18 protein-coding genes are annotated in these 19,442 nt (G+C 69.1%); 12 read left to right on the forward strand and 6 right to left on the reverse strand.

Going from position 1 to position 19,442, the window contains the following annotated elements:
- Positions 1-125: 125 nt before the first annotated feature.
- Complete coding sequence (locus ACWCOV_RS14635) at positions 126-1,205, forward strand: hypothetical protein (protein ID WP_449829733.1); 1,080 nt, start codon at positions 126-128, stop codon at positions 1,203-1,205.
- Here ACWCOV_RS14635 and ACWCOV_RS14640 read toward each other — a convergent pair.
- Complete coding sequence (locus ACWCOV_RS14640) at positions 1,202-2,482, reverse strand: MFS transporter (protein ID WP_449829734.1); 1,281 nt, start codon at positions 2,480-2,482, stop codon at positions 1,202-1,204. The two genes, ACWCOV_RS14635 and ACWCOV_RS14640, sit on opposite strands and share 4 nt — an antisense overlap.
- A gap of 160 nt (positions 2,483-2,642) precedes the next feature.
- Between ACWCOV_RS14640 and ACWCOV_RS14645 the strand changes: the two genes are divergently transcribed.
- From ACWCOV_RS14645 to ACWCOV_RS14660, 4 genes are all read left to right on the forward strand, one after another.
- Positions 2,643-3,620, forward strand: a complete 978-nt coding sequence (locus ACWCOV_RS14645) for an ATP-binding cassette domain-containing protein (RefSeq protein ID WP_449829735.1) — start codon at positions 2,643-2,645, stop codon at positions 3,618-3,620.
- Positions 3,617-4,456, forward strand: coding sequence for an ABC transporter permease (locus tag ACWCOV_RS14650; RefSeq protein WP_449829736.1), 840 nt, complete (start codon positions 3,617-3,619; stop codon positions 4,454-4,456). Before ACWCOV_RS14645 ends, ACWCOV_RS14650 begins: the two co-directional genes overlap by 4 nt.
- Positions 4,457-4,549: 93 nt before the next feature.
- A complete protein-coding gene (locus ACWCOV_RS14655; protein ID WP_449829737.1) occupies positions 4,550-5,146 on the forward strand; it encodes a TetR/AcrR family transcriptional regulator in 597 nt (198 codons plus the stop codon).
- A gap of 15 nt (positions 5,147-5,161) precedes the next feature.
- Positions 5,162-5,596, forward strand: coding sequence for a VOC family protein (locus tag ACWCOV_RS14660; RefSeq protein WP_449829738.1), 435 nt, complete (start codon positions 5,162-5,164; stop codon positions 5,594-5,596).
- Between the two features lie 55 nt (positions 5,597-5,651).
- Here ACWCOV_RS14660 and greA read toward each other — a convergent pair whose 3' ends face one another.
- Positions 5,652-6,164 carry a transcription elongation factor GreA gene (greA, locus tag ACWCOV_RS14665; RefSeq protein WP_132324853.1) on the reverse strand — a complete coding sequence of 171 codons (513 nt, stop codon included), beginning with the start codon at positions 6,162-6,164 and terminating at the stop codon, positions 5,652-5,654.
- Between the two features lie 291 nt (positions 6,165-6,455).
- Here greA and ACWCOV_RS14670 point away from each other — a divergent pair, with 291 nt between their 5' ends.
- Positions 6,456-7,799 (forward strand): hypothetical protein, encoded by a 1,344-nt coding sequence (locus ACWCOV_RS14670; protein ID WP_449829739.1) that lies wholly within the window; start codon positions 6,456-6,458, stop codon positions 7,797-7,799.
- 208 nt (positions 7,800-8,007) lie between these two features.
- On the opposite strand, the gene ACWCOV_RS14675 is transcribed toward ACWCOV_RS14670, so the two are convergent.
- The gene (locus ACWCOV_RS14675) at positions 8,008-8,472 is read right to left on the reverse strand and encodes a DUF4307 domain-containing protein (RefSeq protein WP_449829740.1); all 465 of its coding nucleotides are present in this window, start codon (positions 8,470-8,472) and stop codon (positions 8,008-8,010) included.
- Between the two features lie 57 nt (positions 8,473-8,529).
- On the opposite strand from ACWCOV_RS14675, the gene mca reads away from it, so the two are divergent.
- The 6 genes from mca (at position 8,530) to ACWCOV_RS14705 (ending at position 16,670) form a co-directional block, all read left to right on the forward strand.
- Positions 8,530-9,393: a mycothiol conjugate amidase Mca gene (gene mca / locus ACWCOV_RS14680; RefSeq protein WP_449829741.1), complete on the forward strand. Its 864-nt coding sequence runs from the start codon at positions 8,530-8,532 to the stop codon at positions 9,391-9,393.
- A gap of 31 nt (positions 9,394-9,424) precedes the next feature.
- The gene (locus ACWCOV_RS14685) at positions 9,425-9,718 is read left to right on the forward strand and encodes a hypothetical protein (protein WP_449829742.1); all 294 of its coding nucleotides are present in this window, start codon (positions 9,425-9,427) and stop codon (positions 9,716-9,718) included.
- Between the two features lie 126 nt (positions 9,719-9,844).
- Positions 9,845-10,870, forward strand: a complete 1,026-nt coding sequence (locus tag ACWCOV_RS14690; protein WP_449829743.1) for a CopD family protein — start codon at positions 9,845-9,847, stop codon at positions 10,868-10,870.
- A gap of 9 nt (positions 10,871-10,879) precedes the next feature.
- The gene (locus ACWCOV_RS14695; protein ID WP_449829744.1) at positions 10,880-12,856 is read left to right on the forward strand and encodes a thioredoxin domain-containing protein; all 1,977 of its coding nucleotides are present in this window, start codon (positions 10,880-10,882) and stop codon (positions 12,854-12,856) included.
- A gap of 223 nt (positions 12,857-13,079) precedes the next feature.
- Positions 13,080-15,158: a M4 family metallopeptidase gene (locus ACWCOV_RS14700; RefSeq protein ID WP_449829745.1), complete on the forward strand. Its 2,079-nt coding sequence runs from the start codon at positions 13,080-13,082 to the stop codon at positions 15,156-15,158.
- Positions 15,159-15,254: 96 nt separating this feature from the next.
- The gene (locus tag ACWCOV_RS14705; RefSeq protein WP_449829746.1) at positions 15,255-16,670 is read left to right on the forward strand and encodes a M20/M25/M40 family metallo-hydrolase; all 1,416 of its coding nucleotides are present in this window, start codon (positions 15,255-15,257) and stop codon (positions 16,668-16,670) included.
- On the opposite strand, the gene ACWCOV_RS14710 is transcribed toward ACWCOV_RS14705, so the two are convergent.
- The 3 genes from ACWCOV_RS14710 to trhA all read right to left on the reverse strand — a co-directional run bounded on the left by ACWCOV_RS14710 (position 16,671) and on the right by trhA (position 19,224).
- Entirely contained in the window at positions 16,671-17,189 is a 519-nt protein-coding gene (locus ACWCOV_RS14710; RefSeq protein ID WP_449829747.1) for a hypothetical protein, read from the reverse strand. It lies immediately after the preceding gene.
- 62 nt (positions 17,190-17,251) lie between these two features.
- The gene (locus tag ACWCOV_RS14715) at positions 17,252-18,439 is read right to left on the reverse strand and encodes a phosphotransferase (protein WP_449829748.1); all 1,188 of its coding nucleotides are present in this window, start codon (positions 18,437-18,439) and stop codon (positions 17,252-17,254) included.
- An 89-nt stretch (positions 18,440-18,528) separates the two neighbouring features.
- Positions 18,529-19,224 (reverse strand): PAQR family membrane homeostasis protein TrhA, encoded by a 696-nt coding sequence (gene trhA, locus ACWCOV_RS14720; RefSeq protein WP_449829749.1) that lies wholly within the window; start codon positions 19,222-19,224, stop codon positions 18,529-18,531.
- Between the last annotated feature and the right edge of the window lie 218 nt (positions 19,225-19,442).

A 19,442-nucleotide genomic window follows, 5' to 3' on the forward strand; every position in this document is an offset into this window, starting at 1 on the left:
AGTTGGTTTCCCGCTATTGGGTGAGAGAATTCCGGGGCCCGGGAGTGGCTGGGTCAGGGTGCGGCGGGCCAGGTTCGGGGCGATCCCCGATTGGTTTCGACCCGGCTGGGTGCTGGACTGTAGGCATGAGCAACGAGAGCGACTACGACCGGCGGGTCAAGGACATCCTCGACCGGGTCGCCAAGGGCCACCTGTCCACGGCGGAGGGCGCCACGCTGATCGCCGCCCTACGACCGGCCGCTGCCGAGGCCGGTGACTCGAGCAGCGCACCTGCCGGCGGACCGGTCGCGCCGGAGCCGGTTGCCGACGACACCAAGGACAAGACCGGCTGGCCGGCTGCGGACGATCTGCCGTCGCCATCGGTGTGGGCGGAGGCGGTCGACTCCCCGGATGCCGTCATACCTGAGGACGCGCCGACCGGCCGGCACGCGGCCGAGCCGCTCGCCGAGCCAGTTGCTGAGCCGGTCGCCGAGCCTGCTGCGCAGCAGAACGGTGCGCAGGAGAGCGTGGTCGACGAGGCGCCGGTCGAGGTCGAGGCCGAGGACGTCGAGGAGGAGCACAGCAACGTGCCGATGCCGGCCGGGGTGCGGCGGGTGACGGTGCGGGCGATCGGCCGCCGGGTGCGGCTGATCGGCGAGCCGGCCATCAACGGGGTCGCGGTGGACGGGCCGCACGTGATCAAGCGGGACGGTGACACGCTCGCGATCAGCAGCGAGGGCGACATGGGCGTCTCGATCGACGGGTTCAGCATGCTGCGCAACCCGACCGACCTGAAGTCGCACGTGAACGGCCTGGCCAAGGAGCTGTCGATCCGGGTCAACCCCTCGCTGCAGGTCGAGGTCGAGGTCACCGGTGGCAGTGTCAACGCCGAGCGCCTGCCCGGCCTGACCCGGGTCCGCGTGACCGCCGGTACGGCGAAGGTCGCGGACGTCGACGGGCCGATCGACCTGCTGGTCCAGGCGGGCTCGGCCCACCTGGACGCCCAGATCACCAAGGGCCGGTCCCGGGTCCGGGTCGAGTCCGGCGCCGCGAACGTGAACCTGCGCCGCGGGTCCGACGTCCGCGTGCACACCGAGTCCCAGCTGGGCCGGGTGGCCTGGGCGGGCGCCGTCACCGGCCAGTCCAAGGACGTGGAGATCGGCCGCGGGCGGGCTGCCCTGGACGTCGAGGTCCTGGTCGGCACGGCCCAGATCGTCTCCGACTAGTCGTTCCGAGCGCCAGGCAGATCCTGCGGGTCTGCCTGGCGTTGCTCTGTCGTGGGGACCGTGCGCAGGGTCCGGAACGGCGAGAACACCAGGAACGCGGTCCCGGCGAGGGTTGCGAGGCCCGAGATCCAGAGGGTGGCGCGGAGTCCGAACGCCGTACCTAGCGCGCCGCCGAGCAGGCTGCCGAGCGGCATGGCGCCCCAGCTGACGAAGCTCATGGTGGCGCTGACGCGTCCCTGGAGCTCGGGCGGGCACACGCGTTGCCGCGTGCTGACCTGCAGGATGTAGCTGACGATGATGCAGAAGCCGGCGAGCAGCATGGCCACGACGTACCAGCTCACGCGCCAGCCCTTGCCCGTCAGCGCCTGCACCGTGAAGGCCACGCCGATGCCGATCGACGACACGAGCAGCGTCCGGGCGTCGCCGTACCGGTTGCTGAGCTTCTCCGTCACCGCGGACGCGACGATGGCGCCGACCAGGCCGATCATGCTCAGTACGCCGATCGTGCTCGGCTGCAGGTGGATCTCGCGGACCAGGAACACGATCATCACCGCGCCGGCGGCGGCCTGGAACAGCATCGTGGTTGCGGTGTTCAGCGCGATCGGCCGCAGCAGGGGATGGCCGAACACGTAGCGCATGCCCTCGGCGATCTCCCGGCGCAGGTTCGGCTTCTCCGGTTTGGCCGGCTGCTGTTCCGGCGCACGGATCGAGCGGAGCCAGATTGCTGACCACAGGAAGCTCAGGGCGTCCACTCCGATCGTCACTGCAGCGCTGAGCCACTGGACGAGCACACCGCCGGCGCCTGCGCCGAGCACTGCGGCCACGGAGTGGTTGGCGGCCAGCTTGGCGTTGCCGGGCAGCAGTTGCTCCGGTTCCAGCAGTCGCGGCGGGTAGGAGCTGTGCGCCACGTCGAACAGCACTGTGAGGACGCCGGTCAGCACGAGTACGACGTACAGCTGAGTGAGAGTCAGTACGCCGAACAGCGCGGCGACTGGGATCGAGCCGAAGAGCACCGCGCGGCCGAGGTCCGCGAACACCAGCACAGGCAGACAGCGGACCCGATCCACCCACGCGCCGGCGAACAAACCGAGCACGAGCCAGGCTGCGGTCTCGCAGGCGCGGAGCAGCGAGACCTGGAAGGTGGTCGCGTCCAGCGTGATCACGGCGAGCAGCGGGATCGCGATCATGCTCAGCCGGGTGCCGAGCTGGCTGAGCAGGTCGGCGATCCAGAGGCGGCGGAAGTCGGGGTGTCTGAGGATGCTCCGGCTGGACGTCATATCCGGACGGTAAAGGCATAGTTGAGCGGTGTCGACTCAACTATCAACAAAGTTGAGTCTCTTCGACTCAAGTTTCTGCCGAGCGATAAAGGTGTCGAAACTGTCGGCACCCTCGGTAAGTATGGTGGCCTGCGTCACATCCAGAAGGGGGACGTGCGGCATGGCAGCAATCGAGGCGACTGGCCTCGTGAAGACGTTCAGGTCCAGGAAGAACACGGTGAAGGCACTCGACGGCATCGACCTCGACGTGCCGGAAGGGAGTGTGCTCGGCCTGCTCGGGCCCAACGGCGCGGGCAAGACCACCACGGTCCGGATCCTCACCACGCTGATGGCGCCGGACGAGGGGTCGGCCCGGGTGCTCGGGCACGACGTGGTCAAGGAGGCCGACACGGTCCGCTCACTGGTCGGCCTGTCCGGTCAGTACGCCGCCGTCGACGAGCTGCTCACCGGCCGGGAGAATCTGTGGATGTTCGGCCGGCTGTACCGGCTGGGCAGCCAGCAGGCCAAGCAGCGCGCCGAGGAGCTGCTCGAGATCTTCGACCTGACCGAGGCCGCGGACCGGATCCTGAAGACCTACTCCGGCGGCATGCGGCGCCGGCTCGACCTGGCCGGCTCACTGATCGCGCATCCCAAGGTGCTGTTCCTCGACGAGCCGACCACGGGTCTCGACCCGCGGTCGCGGCTCGACCTGTGGCAGATCATCCGGGACCGGGTCAGCGAAGGCGTGACGATCCTGCTCACCACGCAGTACCTCGAGGAAGCCGACGAGCTCGCGGACAGCATTGCCGTGGTCGACCACGGCTCGGTGATCGCTCGCGGCACCGCGGACGAGCTCAAGCTGAAGGTCGGCGGTGAGCGGATCGAGGTCGTCGTGCACGACCCGGAGGAGACCTACCGGGCGCTCGAGCTGCTCACCGGCGCGCTCGAGATCACCGACCTGGACTCGACCTCGATGGACAAGCACAACCGGCGGATCACCATTCCGGCGCCGGGCGGCTCGAGCTCGCTGGTCGACGTGATCCGCACCCTCGACGGGGCCGGCGTCCGGATCGCCGACATCGGGCTGCGGCGGCCGACGCTGGACGACGTCTTCCTCACCCTGACCGGGCACGAGGCCGAAGAGAAGGAGACGGTGTGACTACGGTGGAGCGGCCGGCCAAGGTGAATCCGGTCGGCCGGGCGGTGACGGATGCCGGCGTGCTGGCGTGGCGGAGCCTGAAGCGGATCCCGCGGACGCCGGACATGCTGATCTACGCGACCATCCAGCCGATCATGTTCGTGCTGCTGTTCGCGTACGTGTTCGGCAACGCGATCCCGATCCCGGGGTTCCCGGGCGCGCGGGCGTACCGGGAGTTCCTGATGGCCGGGATCTTCGCCCAGACGATGGCCTTCGCGGTGGCCTCGGCGAGCGTCGGCCTGGCCGACGACATGTCGAAGGGGCTGATCGACCGGTTCCGGTCGCTGCCGATGGCGCGCTCCGGGGTGATCTCCGGCCGGGTGGTCGGGGACCTGGTGTTCAACGCGTTCGTGATGGTCGTGATGGTGATCTGCGGGTTCATCGTCGGGTGGCGCTGGCACAACGGGTTCGGCCAGGCGCTGGCCGCATTCGGGATCCTGCTGCTGTTCGCGTTCGCGATGCTGTGGGTCGGCGCGCTGATCGGGCTGTCGGTCGGCGGGCCGGAGGTGGCGGCCTCGGCGGGCCTGATCTGGCTGTTCCCGCTGACCTTCCTGTCCAACGCCTTCGTCCCGACGCCGAACCTGCCCGAGGGCCTGCAACCGGTGGCGGAGTGGAACCCGATCTCCTCGATCGTCGCCGCCTGCCGGCACCTGTTCGGCAACCCGTCCCCGTTCGCCAGCCCGGACGGTTTCCCGGCACGGCACCCCGTGTGGCTGTCGCTGATCTGGTGCGCGCTGATCATCGGGATCTTCGCGCCGCTCGCGGTCCGCAAATACCGCAGCGCGACCAGTCACTGATCGGCCCGACGGCGGCCGGACCTTCGGGTCCGGCCGCCGTTGCACGCCCTGAGCCGTTGACAAGATTTATACAGCGTGCAAATAATCCGAACTGTGTTAAAGAAACCGTCGGCGAACTGGCGGGAGGCGCGGCGGGAACAGGCCCGGGCCGCGGTGCTGACGGCCGCCTGGGAACTGGTCCGCGACGAAGGGCTGGCCGCGCTGTCGTTGCGCGAGCTGGCCCGGCGGGCCGGGATCACCACGCCGACGGTGTACGCGTACTTCGAGTCCAAGAACGGCATCCTGGACGCGATGTTCGCGCAGGCGGCGCAACAGTTCGTCGAGCTGAAGGCCTCGCTGCCGGTGACCGACGATCCACAACAGGATCTGCTGACCGAGACGCGGGCGTTCATCACCTTCTGCGTGACCGACGTACCGCGCTACCAGCTGCTCTTCCAGCACTCGGTGCCCGGCTTCACGCCGTCGGCCGAGTCCTACGAGTTGGCGGTCAAGGCGCTCGACGTCACCCGCGAGCTCCTCGCGCGCAACGGCGCGCACGATCAACGCCACCTCGACATCTGGACCGCCGTCACCACCGGCCTGGTCGACCAGCAGGTCGCCAACGACCCCGGCGGCGACCGGTGGACCCGGCTCGCCGAGGACGTGCTCCGGATGTTCCTCGCCCAGTTCGCTCGCGGGGGAAGCCAGTGAAACAAGGGGGAAACCATGACCAGCGTGACCCAGCCCAGACTGCATCACCTCGCCCTGACCGTGACCGACCTGGACTCCAGCGTCCAGTGGTACGGCGACGTGTTCGGGGTGCGGCCGGTGCTCGACGTACCGCACGAGGGCGGTGTCGGCCGGATCCTGGCCGACGAGAGCCGGCAGCTGATGATCGCGCTGCACCACCACGACACCAATGACGGCGCCTTGTGCAAGGAGACCGTCACCGGCCTCGACCACGCCGGCTTCGCCGTCGCGACCCGTGCCGACCTCGAGCTGTGGCAGGACCACCTCGAGGCCCACGGCGTCGTCCGTGCGGACACCGCCGACAAACCCCTGACCCAGTCGCCGATCGCCGACGAGCCCTACGCCTCGGTTCTCGTCTTCCGGGACCAGGACAACATCCAGCTGGAGCTCTTCGCGCCGACCCAGCACTGAAACGAGAAGCGCCCCGGTGGAGTCTCCACCGGGGCGCTTCGAGCCTGTGGTGGGGTCAGCCGGTGAAGGGTTCGGCGGCGACGATCTCGACGGTCACGTCCTTGCCGTTCGGGGCCTCGTAGGTGGCCTTGTCGCCCTTCTTCTTCCCCAGGATCGCGGATCCCAGCGGGGACTGCGGCGAGTAGACGTCGATGTCGACCGACGCGTCCAGGGCCAGCAGTTCGCGGGAGCCGAGCAGGAACGTCTCGACGTCGTCGTCACCGGCGAACTTGATCGAGACCTTCATCCCCGGCCCGATCTTCGCGCCGGCCTTCGGGGTCTCGCCGACCCGGGCCCGGCGCAGCATGTCCTCCAGCTGCCGGATCCGCGCCTCGATCTTGCCCTGCTCGTCCTTGGCGGCGTGGTAGCCGCCGTTCTCCTTGAGGTCGCCCTCGTCCCTGGCCTCGCTGATGCGCTGGGTGATCTCGGCACGCGCCGGGCCCTTGAGGTGCTCGAGCTCGGACTTCAGCTGGTCGTAACCGTCCTGCGTCAGCCAGACAACGCTGTCCTCTTCGATCCTTTGCGTCACGGGCTGCTCCTTGTGTCGGTGGGATGGGCAGAAATGCTTCTGGCCGCCGTCGTCGACGGCGACCAATCCACTGAGCGTAGCAAGTTACGGCGTGGAACCCCACAGGTCTTTGCCGCCTCAAACGCTGGGAAACCGCTTGCCAATTGGTCTATCCCACATCGTGAACAGTTCCGGCGGCAACCGATTGCCGTCGGCGATCTCCGCACGTCTGACCTGGGCGTTTCCCGTGGGTACGGCGTAGTCTTTGCCGGCCTGACTGCACCCGGCAGGCAGGTAGGTGGGGGATGAACGATGGATGTGGAGCGGGACGGCGTCGAGCCGGTGAGCCGGAAGCGGGGGCGCGGGCCGCTGCTGTGGATCGCGGGCGTTGTCGTGCTTGCGGTCGTGGCGGCTGCGGTGATCTGGGGTGTGGTGGGCCAGCAGGACGCCGGCGGCGAGGCCAGCGCGGCAGCAGGCGCGCCGACCGTGACAACGTCCGAACCCTCAGCCGAGGAACGGATGCTGGCCGGTATCGACGTGATCCTGAAGGCGCGGGCGTCGGCGGTGCTGTCCGGACGGCTCCCGCAGTACCTCCAGGCCGTGGACCCGAAGAACCGGAAGCTGCGTCAGCGTGACCAGCTGGTCTTCGCCAACCTCCGCAAACTCGGCCTGAGCAAGCTGAGTCTCCAGGTGGACGCCAACTGGGCTCCCGAGGTGCAGCCGCAGCACGGGCCGAGCGCCCGGGCGGTCCGCGTGCTCATGCTGACGCAGATCGCCGGCATCGACCCCGCGCCGCGCGCCACCCCGCTGGGCTACACGTTCGCTGAACGTGGCGGGCGGTGGCTGCTGGTCGACGATGACGACCTCGCGGCCGAGACGGACCTCAACGCGTACCGCGAGCCGTGGGATCTCGGCGCGATCGAGGTGGCTCGCAAGCCCGGCGTACTCGTCATCGTTCCGGCCGGCGAACGCGCCAACGGCCGGCGGCTCGCGCAGGAGGCGCAGGCGGCGATCCCGGCAGTGCGAACGGCGACGCGGCGCACGCAGGCGGGGATCGTGGTCATCGCGATGGCCGACGGCAAGTCGATGGATCCGGGGTGGCGGACTGGTGGTCACCCTGCGGCCGCGGTCGCCACCGCGAACTACGCGCCGGCGAATCCGGAGGCGACCGAGTTCAAGGTCGTCGGGAGCCGGGTCGTGATCCACCCGGACCAGCGCCTCAAGGCGGACCGGTTGCTGCTCGCCCACGAGTTCGCGCACGCCGCGATGACGACGCTGGGAAGCCGGGCGCCGACCTGGCTGGTGGAGGGGTGGGCCGAGTACGTCGAGCTTCGGCTGGCGGAGCGGAGCGGGTACCGGCAGTGGGTCGCCGAGCGGCGCGACAAGCTGCTGGAGGAGGCGATTCCGGAGCTCGTGCTGCTGCCGATCGATGGTGTGTTCCACGGGGAGTACGACGAGGACAGCTACGGGATCAGCTGGGTGATCGTCGAGTACCTGGTGGGGAAGTACGGGCTGCCGACCGTGAACGCGCTGTACGCCGATCTGGCCAAGGGGCCCGACGATCCGGCCGTTCGCGAGCAGGTCATTCGCAAGCACCTGAAGGTCACCGAGGCGGCGCTGGTCGCGGCGCTCAAGAAGTACGACGGCCCCGCCTGACACCGCGCCTCGGGTCGAGGCGGGCGAGGTCGAGGATGGTCGCCAGCCGGGTGATGCCCGGGGCATTGGGGGCCTTGAACACGAAATAGCCTGTTCAAGGACCCCAGTTACCCGGGTCGGCCGCGAGTCTTGGCCGGGTTGGCCGCGGATCCTGGCCGGGTTGGCCGCGGGTCCTGGCCGGGTTGGCAGCGGGTTCTTGCTCGACGGGTCAGTGGGGGCGGGGGTTGCCGGGCGTGGTGCAGCCGATCAGGACCACCGAGGTGGCTGCGCGCTGGGTGGTCAGGGTGGCCGGGAGGGTTTGCTTGCGGGGGGAGTCGGCGGGGACGGTGACCGTGAGCTCGCCGACGATGGAGAAGTCCGCGGCCTTGGCTTGCAGGCGGCAGGTGGCTTCCGTCGACTCGGTGCGGTCCACCTGAATCGTCGCCTTCGCCGAGGTCGGCGAGGTGATCTCGAAGCCGAGCAGGCGGGAGGTCACCGGCGGGGTGGACTGGACGAACGCCGCCCAGATCAGCCAGGTCAGCCCGACGGCGGCGATCACGGCCGCCACACCGATCAGCACCGGCTTGCGTGAGCGACCACCGCGTCCGTACCTCGCGTTCAGATCTTCTGCGTCGTCGCGGTCCGAGCTCAGCGGCGAACCCGGCGTCGGGCCGGTGGGAGTTGCGTCGGTCACGGGTTATCCAGGGGTCGGTCGTGGGGGTGGGGCGGCGTTGGAGCACCATTGTGTCTTGTGAGTGGAGAGCTTCGGTTGCTGCATGTGCATGCCCACCCTGATGACGAGTCGAGCAAGGGGGCCGCTTCGACGGCCCGGTACGTGGCGGAAGGCGTGGAGGTCCTGGTCGCCACGTGTACCGGTGGGGAACGTGGATCGATCCTGAATCCGAAGATGGACCGGCCGGAGGTGCTCGAGAACATCACCGAGATCCGCCGGCAGGAGATGGACGCGGCCCGGGCGATCCTCGGCATCCGGCAGGAGTGGCTGGGCTGGGTCGACTCCGGTTTCCCGGAGGGCGACCCGCCGCCGCCGCTGCCAGAGGGCTGCTTCGCCGCGCGCAAGGTGGAGGACGCGGCCGCGCCCCTGGTGAAGCTGATCCGCGAGTTCCGCCCGCAGGTCGTCACGACGTACGACGAGAACGGCGGCTACCCGCACCCCGACCACGTGATGTGCCACCAGATCACCGTCGCCGCGTTCGAGGCGGCCGGCGACAAGGACGCCTACCCCGAGCTCGGCGAGCCGTGGCAGCCGCTGAAGCTGTACTACCACCACACCTTCCACTACGAGCGGATGAAGGCGCTGCACGACGGGATGGTCGCGCGCGGCCTGGAGTCGCCGTACGCCGAGCGCCTGAAGGACTGGAAGCCGGACCCGGAGAACGAGCGCCGGATCACCACCCGGGTCGAGTGCGCGCAGTACTTCGCGGTCCGGGACAAGGCGCTGCTCGCGCACGCCACCCAGATCGACCCGGACGGCGCGTGGTTCGCCGTACCGCTGGAGGTGCACCAGGAGGCGTGGCCGACCGAGGACTACGAGCTGGCCCGCAGCCTGATCGACTCCGAACTGCCCGAGGACGACCTGTTCGCGGGGCTGCGCTGACGGCGGGCGTAGACAGTGAGAGACTGGTGGCGTGACAGCGATGACTTTCCTTCCGGCGGCCGAGATCGATCCGAACTCGGTGCGCCCCGGCTGGGTCGCGCTGCTGATCGTGCTCGCGCTCGGTGCCGCCACGGCGCTGCTGGTGCGCAACATGGGCAAGCAGTTGAAGAAGATCGACTTCGACGGCGATTTTGCGCGCGACCGAGCACCGTCCGACGGCCCAGCGAGCACGGACAGCTCAGCGGCCCCGGCTGGCGATGCCGAGCCCACGGAGGCGACGAAGCCGTCGACGGAGAGTGACAGCAAGGCTCAGTCGCAGCACTGAGCCTGCGCTGAGCTTGCCCTGAGTCTGCGCCGCACCATCACGAGATGGTGTCGGACTGGGCAGCCCACCTTCGGCTGACCCTATAGTGACTCGCGTGTTGAATCGTGCCGAGGGCGGGAACGCCTTGTGACCGCGACCCGCGCCGCCCGGCACCGCATGCCCGGACGGCTGGTCGTGGGTGGCGGGAGCGCGGTCCTGGTTGCCTCGCTTGCGCTGGTGGTGGCGGTGTTCGCGGCCGGCAGCGAGCCGCGGGACATCGGCGGGATCGGCGGACCCGGCCAGTTCGTCAACTGGCTGCTGCCGCTGCTGCGGCTGATCTCGATGCTCGCGACCGTCGGCTGCGCGGGTGCGCTGCTGGCGGCCGTCGTACTGCTCCGGATCGAGGGCGGACCGCTCGGTGTCCAGGGCCGCCGGGCGGTGCGGGACGCCAGCAACTCGGCGATCATCTGGGCGGTCTCGGCGTTCGCGGGCGCGGTCGTCACCGCCGCGATCCTGCTCGACACCCCCGTCGACCTGCTCCGGCTCCGGCTGGACGACGCGCTCGGCATCCCGGAGGTCAAGGCGCTGCTGATCACCGGCATCCTCGTCGTGGCGCTGGCGATCGGCATCCGCCGCGTCCAGACCTCGGGGGCGGCCGGTCTCGGTGTGGTCGTCGCGATCACGGCGCTGATCCCGACCGCGGTCACGGCGTACCCGAGGAACGAGTCGTACGTCGTGATCGCCGGAGCGGCCCTGGTCATCCACGTCATCGCCGCGACGAGCTGGATCGGCGGACTCGCGGGCCTGGTCCGCTACGGCCGGGCCAGCCGCGGCGGCCTCTCGATCGTCCTCGAGAGGTTCAACCAGGTCGCGCTGATCTCGTCGATCGCCGTACTCCTGAGCGGCCTGCTCAGCGGCGCCGGCCGGCTCGCGGCGAAGGGCGGCGGCTGGGAGTCGGTGCCCGACGCCCTCACCGAGGACTCGTACGGCGCCCTGCTGCTGGTGAAGGTCGCCGCGTTCCTGACCCTGATCATCGCCAGCGCGGTGCGCCGCAGCCGAGCGCGCGGTGACCTGCTCGTGAGCGGCCGTCCCTTCTGGCAGGTCGTCGGCTTCGAGCTCGTGATCATGGCCCTGACCCTGGGCCTGTCCGTCGCGCTGTCGCAGACCGCCTAACGTGGGGGTATGGCGCCCGTCAACGAGCTAGGCCAGAGCACGAGTCCCTACCTTCGGCAGCACGCGGACAACCCGGTCGCCTGGCGGGAGTGGTCTGCGAAGGCGTTCGAGGAGGCACGGGAGCGGGACGTGCCGGTGTTCCTGTCGGTCGGGTACTCGGCTTGTCACTGGTGCCACGTGATGGCGCACGAGTCGTTCGAGGACGAGGCGACGGCGGCGTACCTGAACGAGCACTTCGTCAGCATCAAGGTGGATCGCGAGGAGCGTCCGGACGTGGACGCGATCTACATGTCCGCGACGGTGGCGATGACCGGGCACGGCGGATGGCCGATGTCGGTGTTCCTGACCCCGGACGCCGAGCCGTTCTTCTGCGGCACGTACTTCCCGGCCGAGCCACGCAGCGGTATGGCGTCCTTCCGCCAGGTGCTCGAGTCCCTCGTCGACGCCTGGCGGACCAAGCGCGACCAGATCGACGGCATCGGCCGGCGCGTGGTCGAGCAGCTCGGCGCCCAGCAGCACCAGCCGGGCGCGGCGATCGACCTCGACCGGGCGGCCGCCTTGCTGAAGGTCGACTTCGATCCGGTGGACGCCGGGTTCGGGTCCGCGCCGAAGTTCCCGCCGTCGATGGTGCTCGACTTCCTGCTGCGCCACCACCGCCGGACCGGCGCTGAGGACGCGCTCGCGATGGTCGCGCAGACCTGCGACCGGATGGCCCGCGGCGGCATGTACGACCAGCTCGCCGGTGGCTTCGCGCGGTACTCGGTCGACGGCCAGTGGATCGTCCCGCACTTCGAGAAGATGCTGTACGACAACGCCCTGCTGCTCGACGTCTACACGCACTGGTGGACGATCAGCGCCGACCCGCTGGCCCGCAGGATCGCCGTGGAGACCGCCGACTTCCTGCTCGCCGAGCTCCGCACCGACGAAGGCGGCTTCGCCTCTGCCCTGGACGCGGACACGGAAGGGGAGGAAGGCAAGTACTACGTCTGGACGCCGGAGCAACTGCACGAAGCCCTGCCCGCCGACGATGCGAAGTGGGTCGTCGACCTCTGCGACGTCACCGGCACGTTCGAGCACGGTTCCTCGGTCCTCCAGCTCCGCCAGGACCCGGACGATCCCGACCGCTGGCACCGCATCCGCGCCACCCTGCGCGAGGCCCGCCGTACGCGCACTTACCCGGGCCGCGACGACAAGGTGGTTGCCGCCTGGAACGGTCTCGCTATCACCGCGCTGGCCCGGGCCGGCGTCGTCTTCAGCAAGCCCGAGTACGTCGAAGCGGCGGCAACCGCGGCCGGATTGGTCCGGGACGTCCACCTCGACGAGTCCGGGCGACTGCACCGGACCTCGCGGGACGGCGTCCGCGGCACAGCCCACGGTGTCCTCGAGGACTACGCGGCGTACGCGCAAGCCTGCCTCACGTTGCTGGGCGTCACCGGTGACGTGCAGTGGTTCGACACGGCGAAAGCCCTGCTCGACCGGGCTCTCGAGCAGTTCGTTGCCGATGGCTCCTACTACGACACCGCGGCCGACGCCGAGGAGCTGGTCTGGCGTCCGCAGGACCCGACCGACAACGCCAGCCCGTCCGGTGTGAGCCTTGCTGCCGAGGCCTTCACCACCCTCGCCAGCCTGACCGGATCAGTCCGGTACGAGACCGCCGCCGAGCAGGCGCTGACCGCCTCCGCGACCATCGCGGACCGCGCGCCCCGGTTCGCCGGCCGGGCCCTCGCGGTCGCCGAGACGGTTGCCTCCGGCCCCCTCGAGATCGCGATCACCGGCAGCTCGGCCGACCTGCTGCGGACCGCGCTGACCACCGCGCCGTGGGGTACGGCGATCGTCCACGGCGCGCCCGGTCTCGCGGTACCGCTGATGGAGGGCCGGGGACTGGTCGACGGCAAGCCGGCCGCGTACGTGTGTCAGAAGTTCACCTGCCGGCTCCCGATCGTGTTGCCGGAAGACCTTCGCCGGGAGTTGACCCCCGCGCGCTGACAACGAGCGCAGTGCGGGTTTTCCCTGCGGTTTCGCGGGAATCCCTTGACTCCGGCCCCCGCGGGGACGAGAGTCCTCCCTCAGTCGGATGTAACAGATCTCGCATGTCCTGACACGCAGTGTCACAGCTGAGGCAGTGGCACTGTTGCGCCAGCATCCGGCGTCCCCAACTGAATTCGGTCGCTGCGCCCAAACAGCGACCACACCGTGAGGAGATGTTGTCTTGAAACGACTGACATCAGCAGGGGCGGTGGCCATCGTCGCGGCAGCAGGACTTGCCGGGGCGGCGCTCGCCGGCTCACCCGCGGGAGCCGCTGATCGTGCGGCTCCGCTCCCCGCGTCCGGCTTCAACCAGCCGGCCGCAGTTCAGGCCGAACAAGCGCTGACCGCGCAGACGGCCACAGCCCTCGGACTCGCGAGCGGTGAGGCGCTCGTGGTCCGGGACGTCGTGAAGGACCCGGACGGCACCGAGTACGTCCGGTACGAGCGCACCTACAACGGCCTGCCGGTCGTCGGCGGTGACCTGATCGTCAAGCGCAAGGGCGAGACGATCGGGAAGGTGACCTACAACCGCGGCGCGAAGTCCGTCGGTGTCGCGACCAAGCCGACTCTGTCCCAGTCGGCCGCGTTGAGCACCGCGGCGAAGACCGCCAAGTTCAAGGCCACCGGCAACAAGGGCTCGCTGGTCGTGTTCGTCACCGAGACCAAGCCCGTCCTCGCGTACGACGTCGTCACCACCGGCGTCAAGGCCGACCAGACCCCATCCGTGCTGCACTCCTACATCGACGCCAAGACCGGCGCCGTGCTGGCGCAGTCCGACGAGATCAAGACCGGCACCGGCAACTCGATGTACTCCGGCACCGTCAGCATCGGCACCTCGGGCAGCTACTCGATGAGCGACCCGAGCCGCGGTGGCAACCACACCACCGACCTGAACGGCGCCACCTCCGGCACCGGCACCACGTTCACCGACCCGGACGACACCTGGGGCAACGGCGCCACCTCGAACCGGCAGACCGCCGGCGTCGACGCGCACTACGGCTCCCAGCTGACCTGGGACTACTACAAGAACGTCCACGGCCGCAACGGCATCTTCAACAACGGCCAGGGCGCCCGGTCCCGGGTGCACTACGGCAACGCCTACGTGAACGCGTTCTGGGACGGCACCCAGATGACGTACGGCGACGGCGCGAGCAACCAGCGTCCGCTGACCAGCATCGACGTCGCCGGTCACGAGATGAGCCACGGTGTCACCGAGGCGACCGCCAACCTGAACTACTTCGGCGACGCCGGCGGCCTGAACGAGTCCACCTCGGACATCTTCGGCACCACGGTGGAGTTCTCGGCCAACAACTCGTCCGACCCGGGTGACTACCTGATCGGCGAGAAGATCAACATCAACGGCAACGGCACCCCGCTGCGCTACATGGACAAGCCGTCGAAGGACGGGCGCAGCTACGACTGCTGGAGCAGCTCGGTCGGCGGCGCCGACCCGCACTACTCGTCCGGCCCGCTGAACCACTGGTTCTACCTGGCCTCCGAGGGCACCGGCAGCAAGGTCATCGGCGGCGTGACGCACAGCAGCACCGCCTGCAACGGCGCCACCATCGCCGGTGTCGGCCGCGACGTGGCCGCGAAGGTCTGGTACCGCACGCTGAGCACCAAGCTCAGCTCCGGCAGCACCTACAAGGACGCCCGCGAAGGCGCGATCAACTCGGCCAAGGAGCTGTACGGCGCCGACTCGACCCAGTGCAAGGGCATCGAGGCCGCGTTCAACGGCATCTCGGTCCCGGCCGGCGCTGCCGCCTGCGGCGGTGGCACGGACCCGGAGCCGCCGACTGGTGACAACCTGCTGCTGAACCCGGGCTTCGAGTCGGGTGCGGTGAACTGGACCGGCACCTCCGGCCCGATCACCAACAACACCGGCCGCCCGGCCCGGACCGGCACCTGGAAGCTGTGGCTGCAGGGCAACGGCCGGACCACCACCGAGAACATCAGCCAGTCCGTCGCCATCCCGGCGTCGGCGACCACCGCGACGCTGTCGTTCTGGATCCGGATCGACACGGCGGAGACGACCTCCTCGACCGTGTACGACACGGCGAAGATCCAGATCGTCGACGGGTCGACCACCACCACGCTGGCGACGTACTCGAACCTGAACAAGAACACCACCTACACGCAGAAGAGCTTCAACGTCACCGCCTACAAGGGCAAGACGATCTCGGTGAAGTTCCTCGGCCAGGAGGACTCCTCGCTGCAGACGAGCTTCGTCATCGACGACACCTCGCTGACCGCGGGCTGATCCGCCTTCGGTAACACCCGTCCGGGGCGCGCGGCCTCCGCCCAGGCTCGCGCGCCCCGGATTCTTCTTTGATTGAGGCCAAAGGAGATCGTCCCCATGCGAAAGTCCCTGTACTACGGCGCCGGCACCGCGGTGCTGGCCGCCGCGGTGCTTGCCCCCGGCAACGTCGCCGGCGCGGTCGAGTCACCCGACATCTCGGTCACCAACGCCAAGGCGCACCTCGACCAGTTCCAGTCGATCGCCACCAACAACGGCGGCAACCGCTACACCGGCCGTCCCGGCTACAAGGCCTCCGCCGACTGGGTGAAGGCCAAGCTCGACGCGGCCGGCTACACCACCACCCTGCAGTCCTTCTCCACCTCGGCCGGCACCTCGTACAACGTGATCGCCGAGTGGCCGCACGGCGACGCGAACCACGTCGTGATGACCGGCTCGCACCTGGACTCGGTCAGCTCCGGCCCGGGCATCAACGACAACGGAACGGGCAGCGCCGGCGTACTCGAAACCGCCCTCGCTTACGCTGCCAGCGGCCAGACTCCCAGGAACCGGCTGCGGTTCGGCTTCTGGGGCGCCGAGGAGCTCGGCCTGGTCGGTTCCCGGTACTACGTCAACAACCTGCCCGCGGCCGAGCGTGCCAAGATCGAGCTCTACCTGAACTTCGACATGATCGGGTCGCCGAACCCGGGCTACTTCGTGTACGACGACAACCCGGCCGGCGACGGCGCCCGCGACGACCTGGTCGCGTACTTCACCAGCAAGAGCGTGCAGACCGAGTTCATCGACGTCCAGGGCCGGTCCGACCACGCGGCGTTCCGGTCGCTCGGCATCCCGACGGCAGGCACGTTCTCCGGCGCCGAGGGGACGAAGACGTCCGCCCAGGCCGCCAAGTGGGGCGGTACGGCGGGGCAGGCCTTCGACCCCTGCTACCACCGGTCCTGCGACAACATCAACAACCTCAACCTGACCTCGCTGGACCGGCAGATCGACGCGATCGGCCACATGGTCTGGAACTACGCCCAGAAGGACTACAGCGAAGGCCCGCCGCCGACCGGTGACAACCTGCTGCTGAACCCGGGCTTCGAGTCGGGGGCGGTGAACTGGACCGGGACCACCGGTGTGATCACGAACAACACCGGGCGCCCGGCGCACGGCGGCAGTTGGAAGGCCTGGCTGCAGGGCAACGGCCGGACCACGACCGAGAACCTCGGCCAGTCGGTGACGATCCCGGCCTCGGCGACCGCCGCGTCGCTGTCGCTGTGGATCCGGATCGACACCGCGGAGACGACGAGCTCCACGGTGTACGACACGGTCAAGGTGCAGGTGGTCGACGGCTCCACGACCACCACGCTGGCGACGTACTCGAACCTGAACAAGAGCGCGTCGTACGTCCAGAAGACCCTGAACGTCCTTGCCTACAAGGGAAAGACGGTCACGATCCGGTTCCTCGGACAGGAGGACTCATCGCTGCAGACCAGCTTCGTCATCGACGACGTGGCGGTCACCACCGGCTGATCAGATCGGCTTGCAGAGTTTGCCCGGTGGGATGGCGGCTTCGGTGAGCAGGGTGTTCACCGGGGCCGCCAGCGGCTTCACCTTCGGCTCCTCGAGCCGGGCGGTCTTCCCGTTGGCGGTGACCGCGAGGATCATGTCGTCGGGGTACCGGACGGTCGGCTTGACCACCGGGAGGCTCGCCCAGTCGACCTGCTCGGCGGCCGTGGTGATCCGGCCCAGCAGGGACTTGTCCAGCTGACAGCGGACGGTCTCCTTGCCGCGCGAGCTCACCGTCGCGACACCGTCGGTGTCGATCACCACCTTGTCGTCGAACCCGGCGAAGCCGCCGGTCCTGGTGACGACGAGGGGCAAAGCGGCACCGACCGGCGTCGACTGGGTCACGGTCGGCATCGTCGGTGTGGGCGGGCTGGACGGGGTACCGCCCGTGCCGCCGTCGGACTCGTTCCCGCAACCGGCCAGGACGAGTCCGGCGACGGCGCCGACCGTGGCCACGGTTGCGTATCCGCTGAGGTTCCTCACGCACCATGGATACCCGCAGCAGGGGCGTTCGTTGCAGCTGTGACACGACTGAGATGTGGTCGTTAGACCACCGTGGAGACCAGATCCACCAGCGACCGCGTCAGCATCACCCGCTCCTCGAACGTCTCCAGCGTGACCTCGTCGCCGGGCTGGGTGATCGCCTCCAGCGGCAGCGCGGTGAACGTCGCCCGGGCGAGCAAGGAGCCCAGGTAGCCGTACAGCACCTGATCCTCGGTCACCGCCATCCCGTCCTCGGCGAGGCCGGCCATGAACGCCTTGAGGATCGTCTTGTGCACGACCGGCAGCGCATCCGGCGACAGCTCACCCGCGTGCGCGAGCCCGACCAGCAACTGCCCGAGGTCGAACCCGACCGCCTGTGGACAGTCGAACCCCCAGTCGATCACCACGAACTCGTCCGGTTTCTCCTGCGGAACCAGGAGATTCTGCGGACTCGCATCTCCGTGCTGGTAGCACTGCGGCAGCGCGTCCAGAGCATCCAGTACCGCGGGCAGCCGCGCACCCAGGTCGAGCAGGTCGTCACGCAGCCGGTGGTCGCCGAGATGGCAGACCGCCGCGGCGAGCAACGGATGACGCCAGGTCTCGGGATCGGCCAGAGCCGGCAGTGCGCTCATCATCACCCGTCCGTTGGTGTAGTAGCGCAGTGCGTAGCCGGGGTTGTGGAAGTCGCCGCCGCGCGGGAGCAGCGGCTCGACGAGATGCGGCTGGCGGCGGGCGGACAGCCGGCCGAGCAGGTAGGCCGCGCGCTCGAACCGCTCCAGCGGCCACGGGCCCGGCTCCTGGATGACGTTCTCCATCCACAGGGTGCCGCGGTCGTCGTCGTACAGGTCGATCCGGTAAGTCTTGGGCAGTCGCATCCCCGCGGGCAGCAGGTCCGCGACCCCGCTGCGATGGACGGCGATCTCCAGCTGCCAGGGCAGGTTCTGGACGAAGATCTCCCGGAACGGCTCGGGGACGACGTGCAGGAACGGCCAGTGCCGGACCGACCGGAGCTTCTTGACGAAGCAGGACCAGCCGACGTCGTACGTCTGCGGCGCACCGGTCGGCAGGGACGCCGTACCGAAGACGCGCAGCAGGGCCTCGGTGCTCGGCGTGCCGATCGGGTAGTCGACCGGCTCGACCCGGACGTCACAGGGGTCGGCTTCCGGGTGCCCGGTGATGGTCCGGACCAGAGCGGTGAAATCATCCCGGGCCAGCGCGTCGCGGCCGAGTGGTTCCAGTGCGGTGATCATGCTGTGTTCCCCCCAAAACGATGGCTACTGCCCATCGTGCGGGAGGATCTTCAGCCAGTCTTCAGGGCTGGCACGGATGTGCCGGGAAATCAGCCTGCCTGGTACGTCGCGATGCTCACCGCGATGTAGTGGCAGACGAACGCGGCCACCGTGAACGCGTGGAAGATCTCGTGGAAGCCGAACCACAGCGGCGACGGGTTCGGACGCTTGGTGCCGTAGACGACCGCACCGATCGAGTACAGCCCGCCACCGACCGCGATCAGGGTGACCACCGCGGCGCCGCCGTAGTGGTAGAAGTCGCCCATCCAGAAGATCGCCACCCAGCCCAGCGCCAGGTAGATCGGGGTGTAGAGCCAGCGCGGGGCGCTCACCCAGAAGATCCGGAACAGGATGCCGAGCAGCGCGCCGCCCCAGACCATGCTGAGCAGCAGCACCCGGTCCTTGCCGTGCAGCAGCATCATGCCGAGCGGGGTGTAGGTGCCGGCGATCAGCAGGAAGATGTTGCTGTGGTCGAGCCGGCGCAGGATCGCCTCACCGGTCGGTCCCCAGTAGAACCGGTGGTACAGCGCGGAGATGCCGAACAGCAGCATGGCGCCCATCGTGTAGACCGCCGCCGCCCAGCGGGCGCCCGCGTCCGGAGCCAGGCAGATCAGCACGATGCCGGCGGCGGTGGCGAACGGGAAGGTGCCGGCGTGCAGCCAGCCGCGGAGCTTGGGTTTGAGCGGCGCGAGCCGGCCGGAGAGCGTGTGACCGAGTTCCTGGGGCTGGGTACTGGAAGCGGTCATCGCCGTCCTTTCGAGGGGTGCCGGGCGGTTCTGTACCTACGCAACCGTAACCTACGGAACCGTAGGTTCAATGGTCCATAAGCATGAAATGTAGGCGAGATCACCCGGTCGCACACCTCCCCTCGCGTGTCCGACGCGCGAACGGCGGTGAAAGTTCGGCGTGTCCGCGAGTTCGCCGGCAGCTTGCTGGAGCTCTCTCAACGGCGGCGATTCTGGGC

The sequence above is a fragment of the Kribbella sp. NPDC002412 genome, from assembly GCF_053592935.1.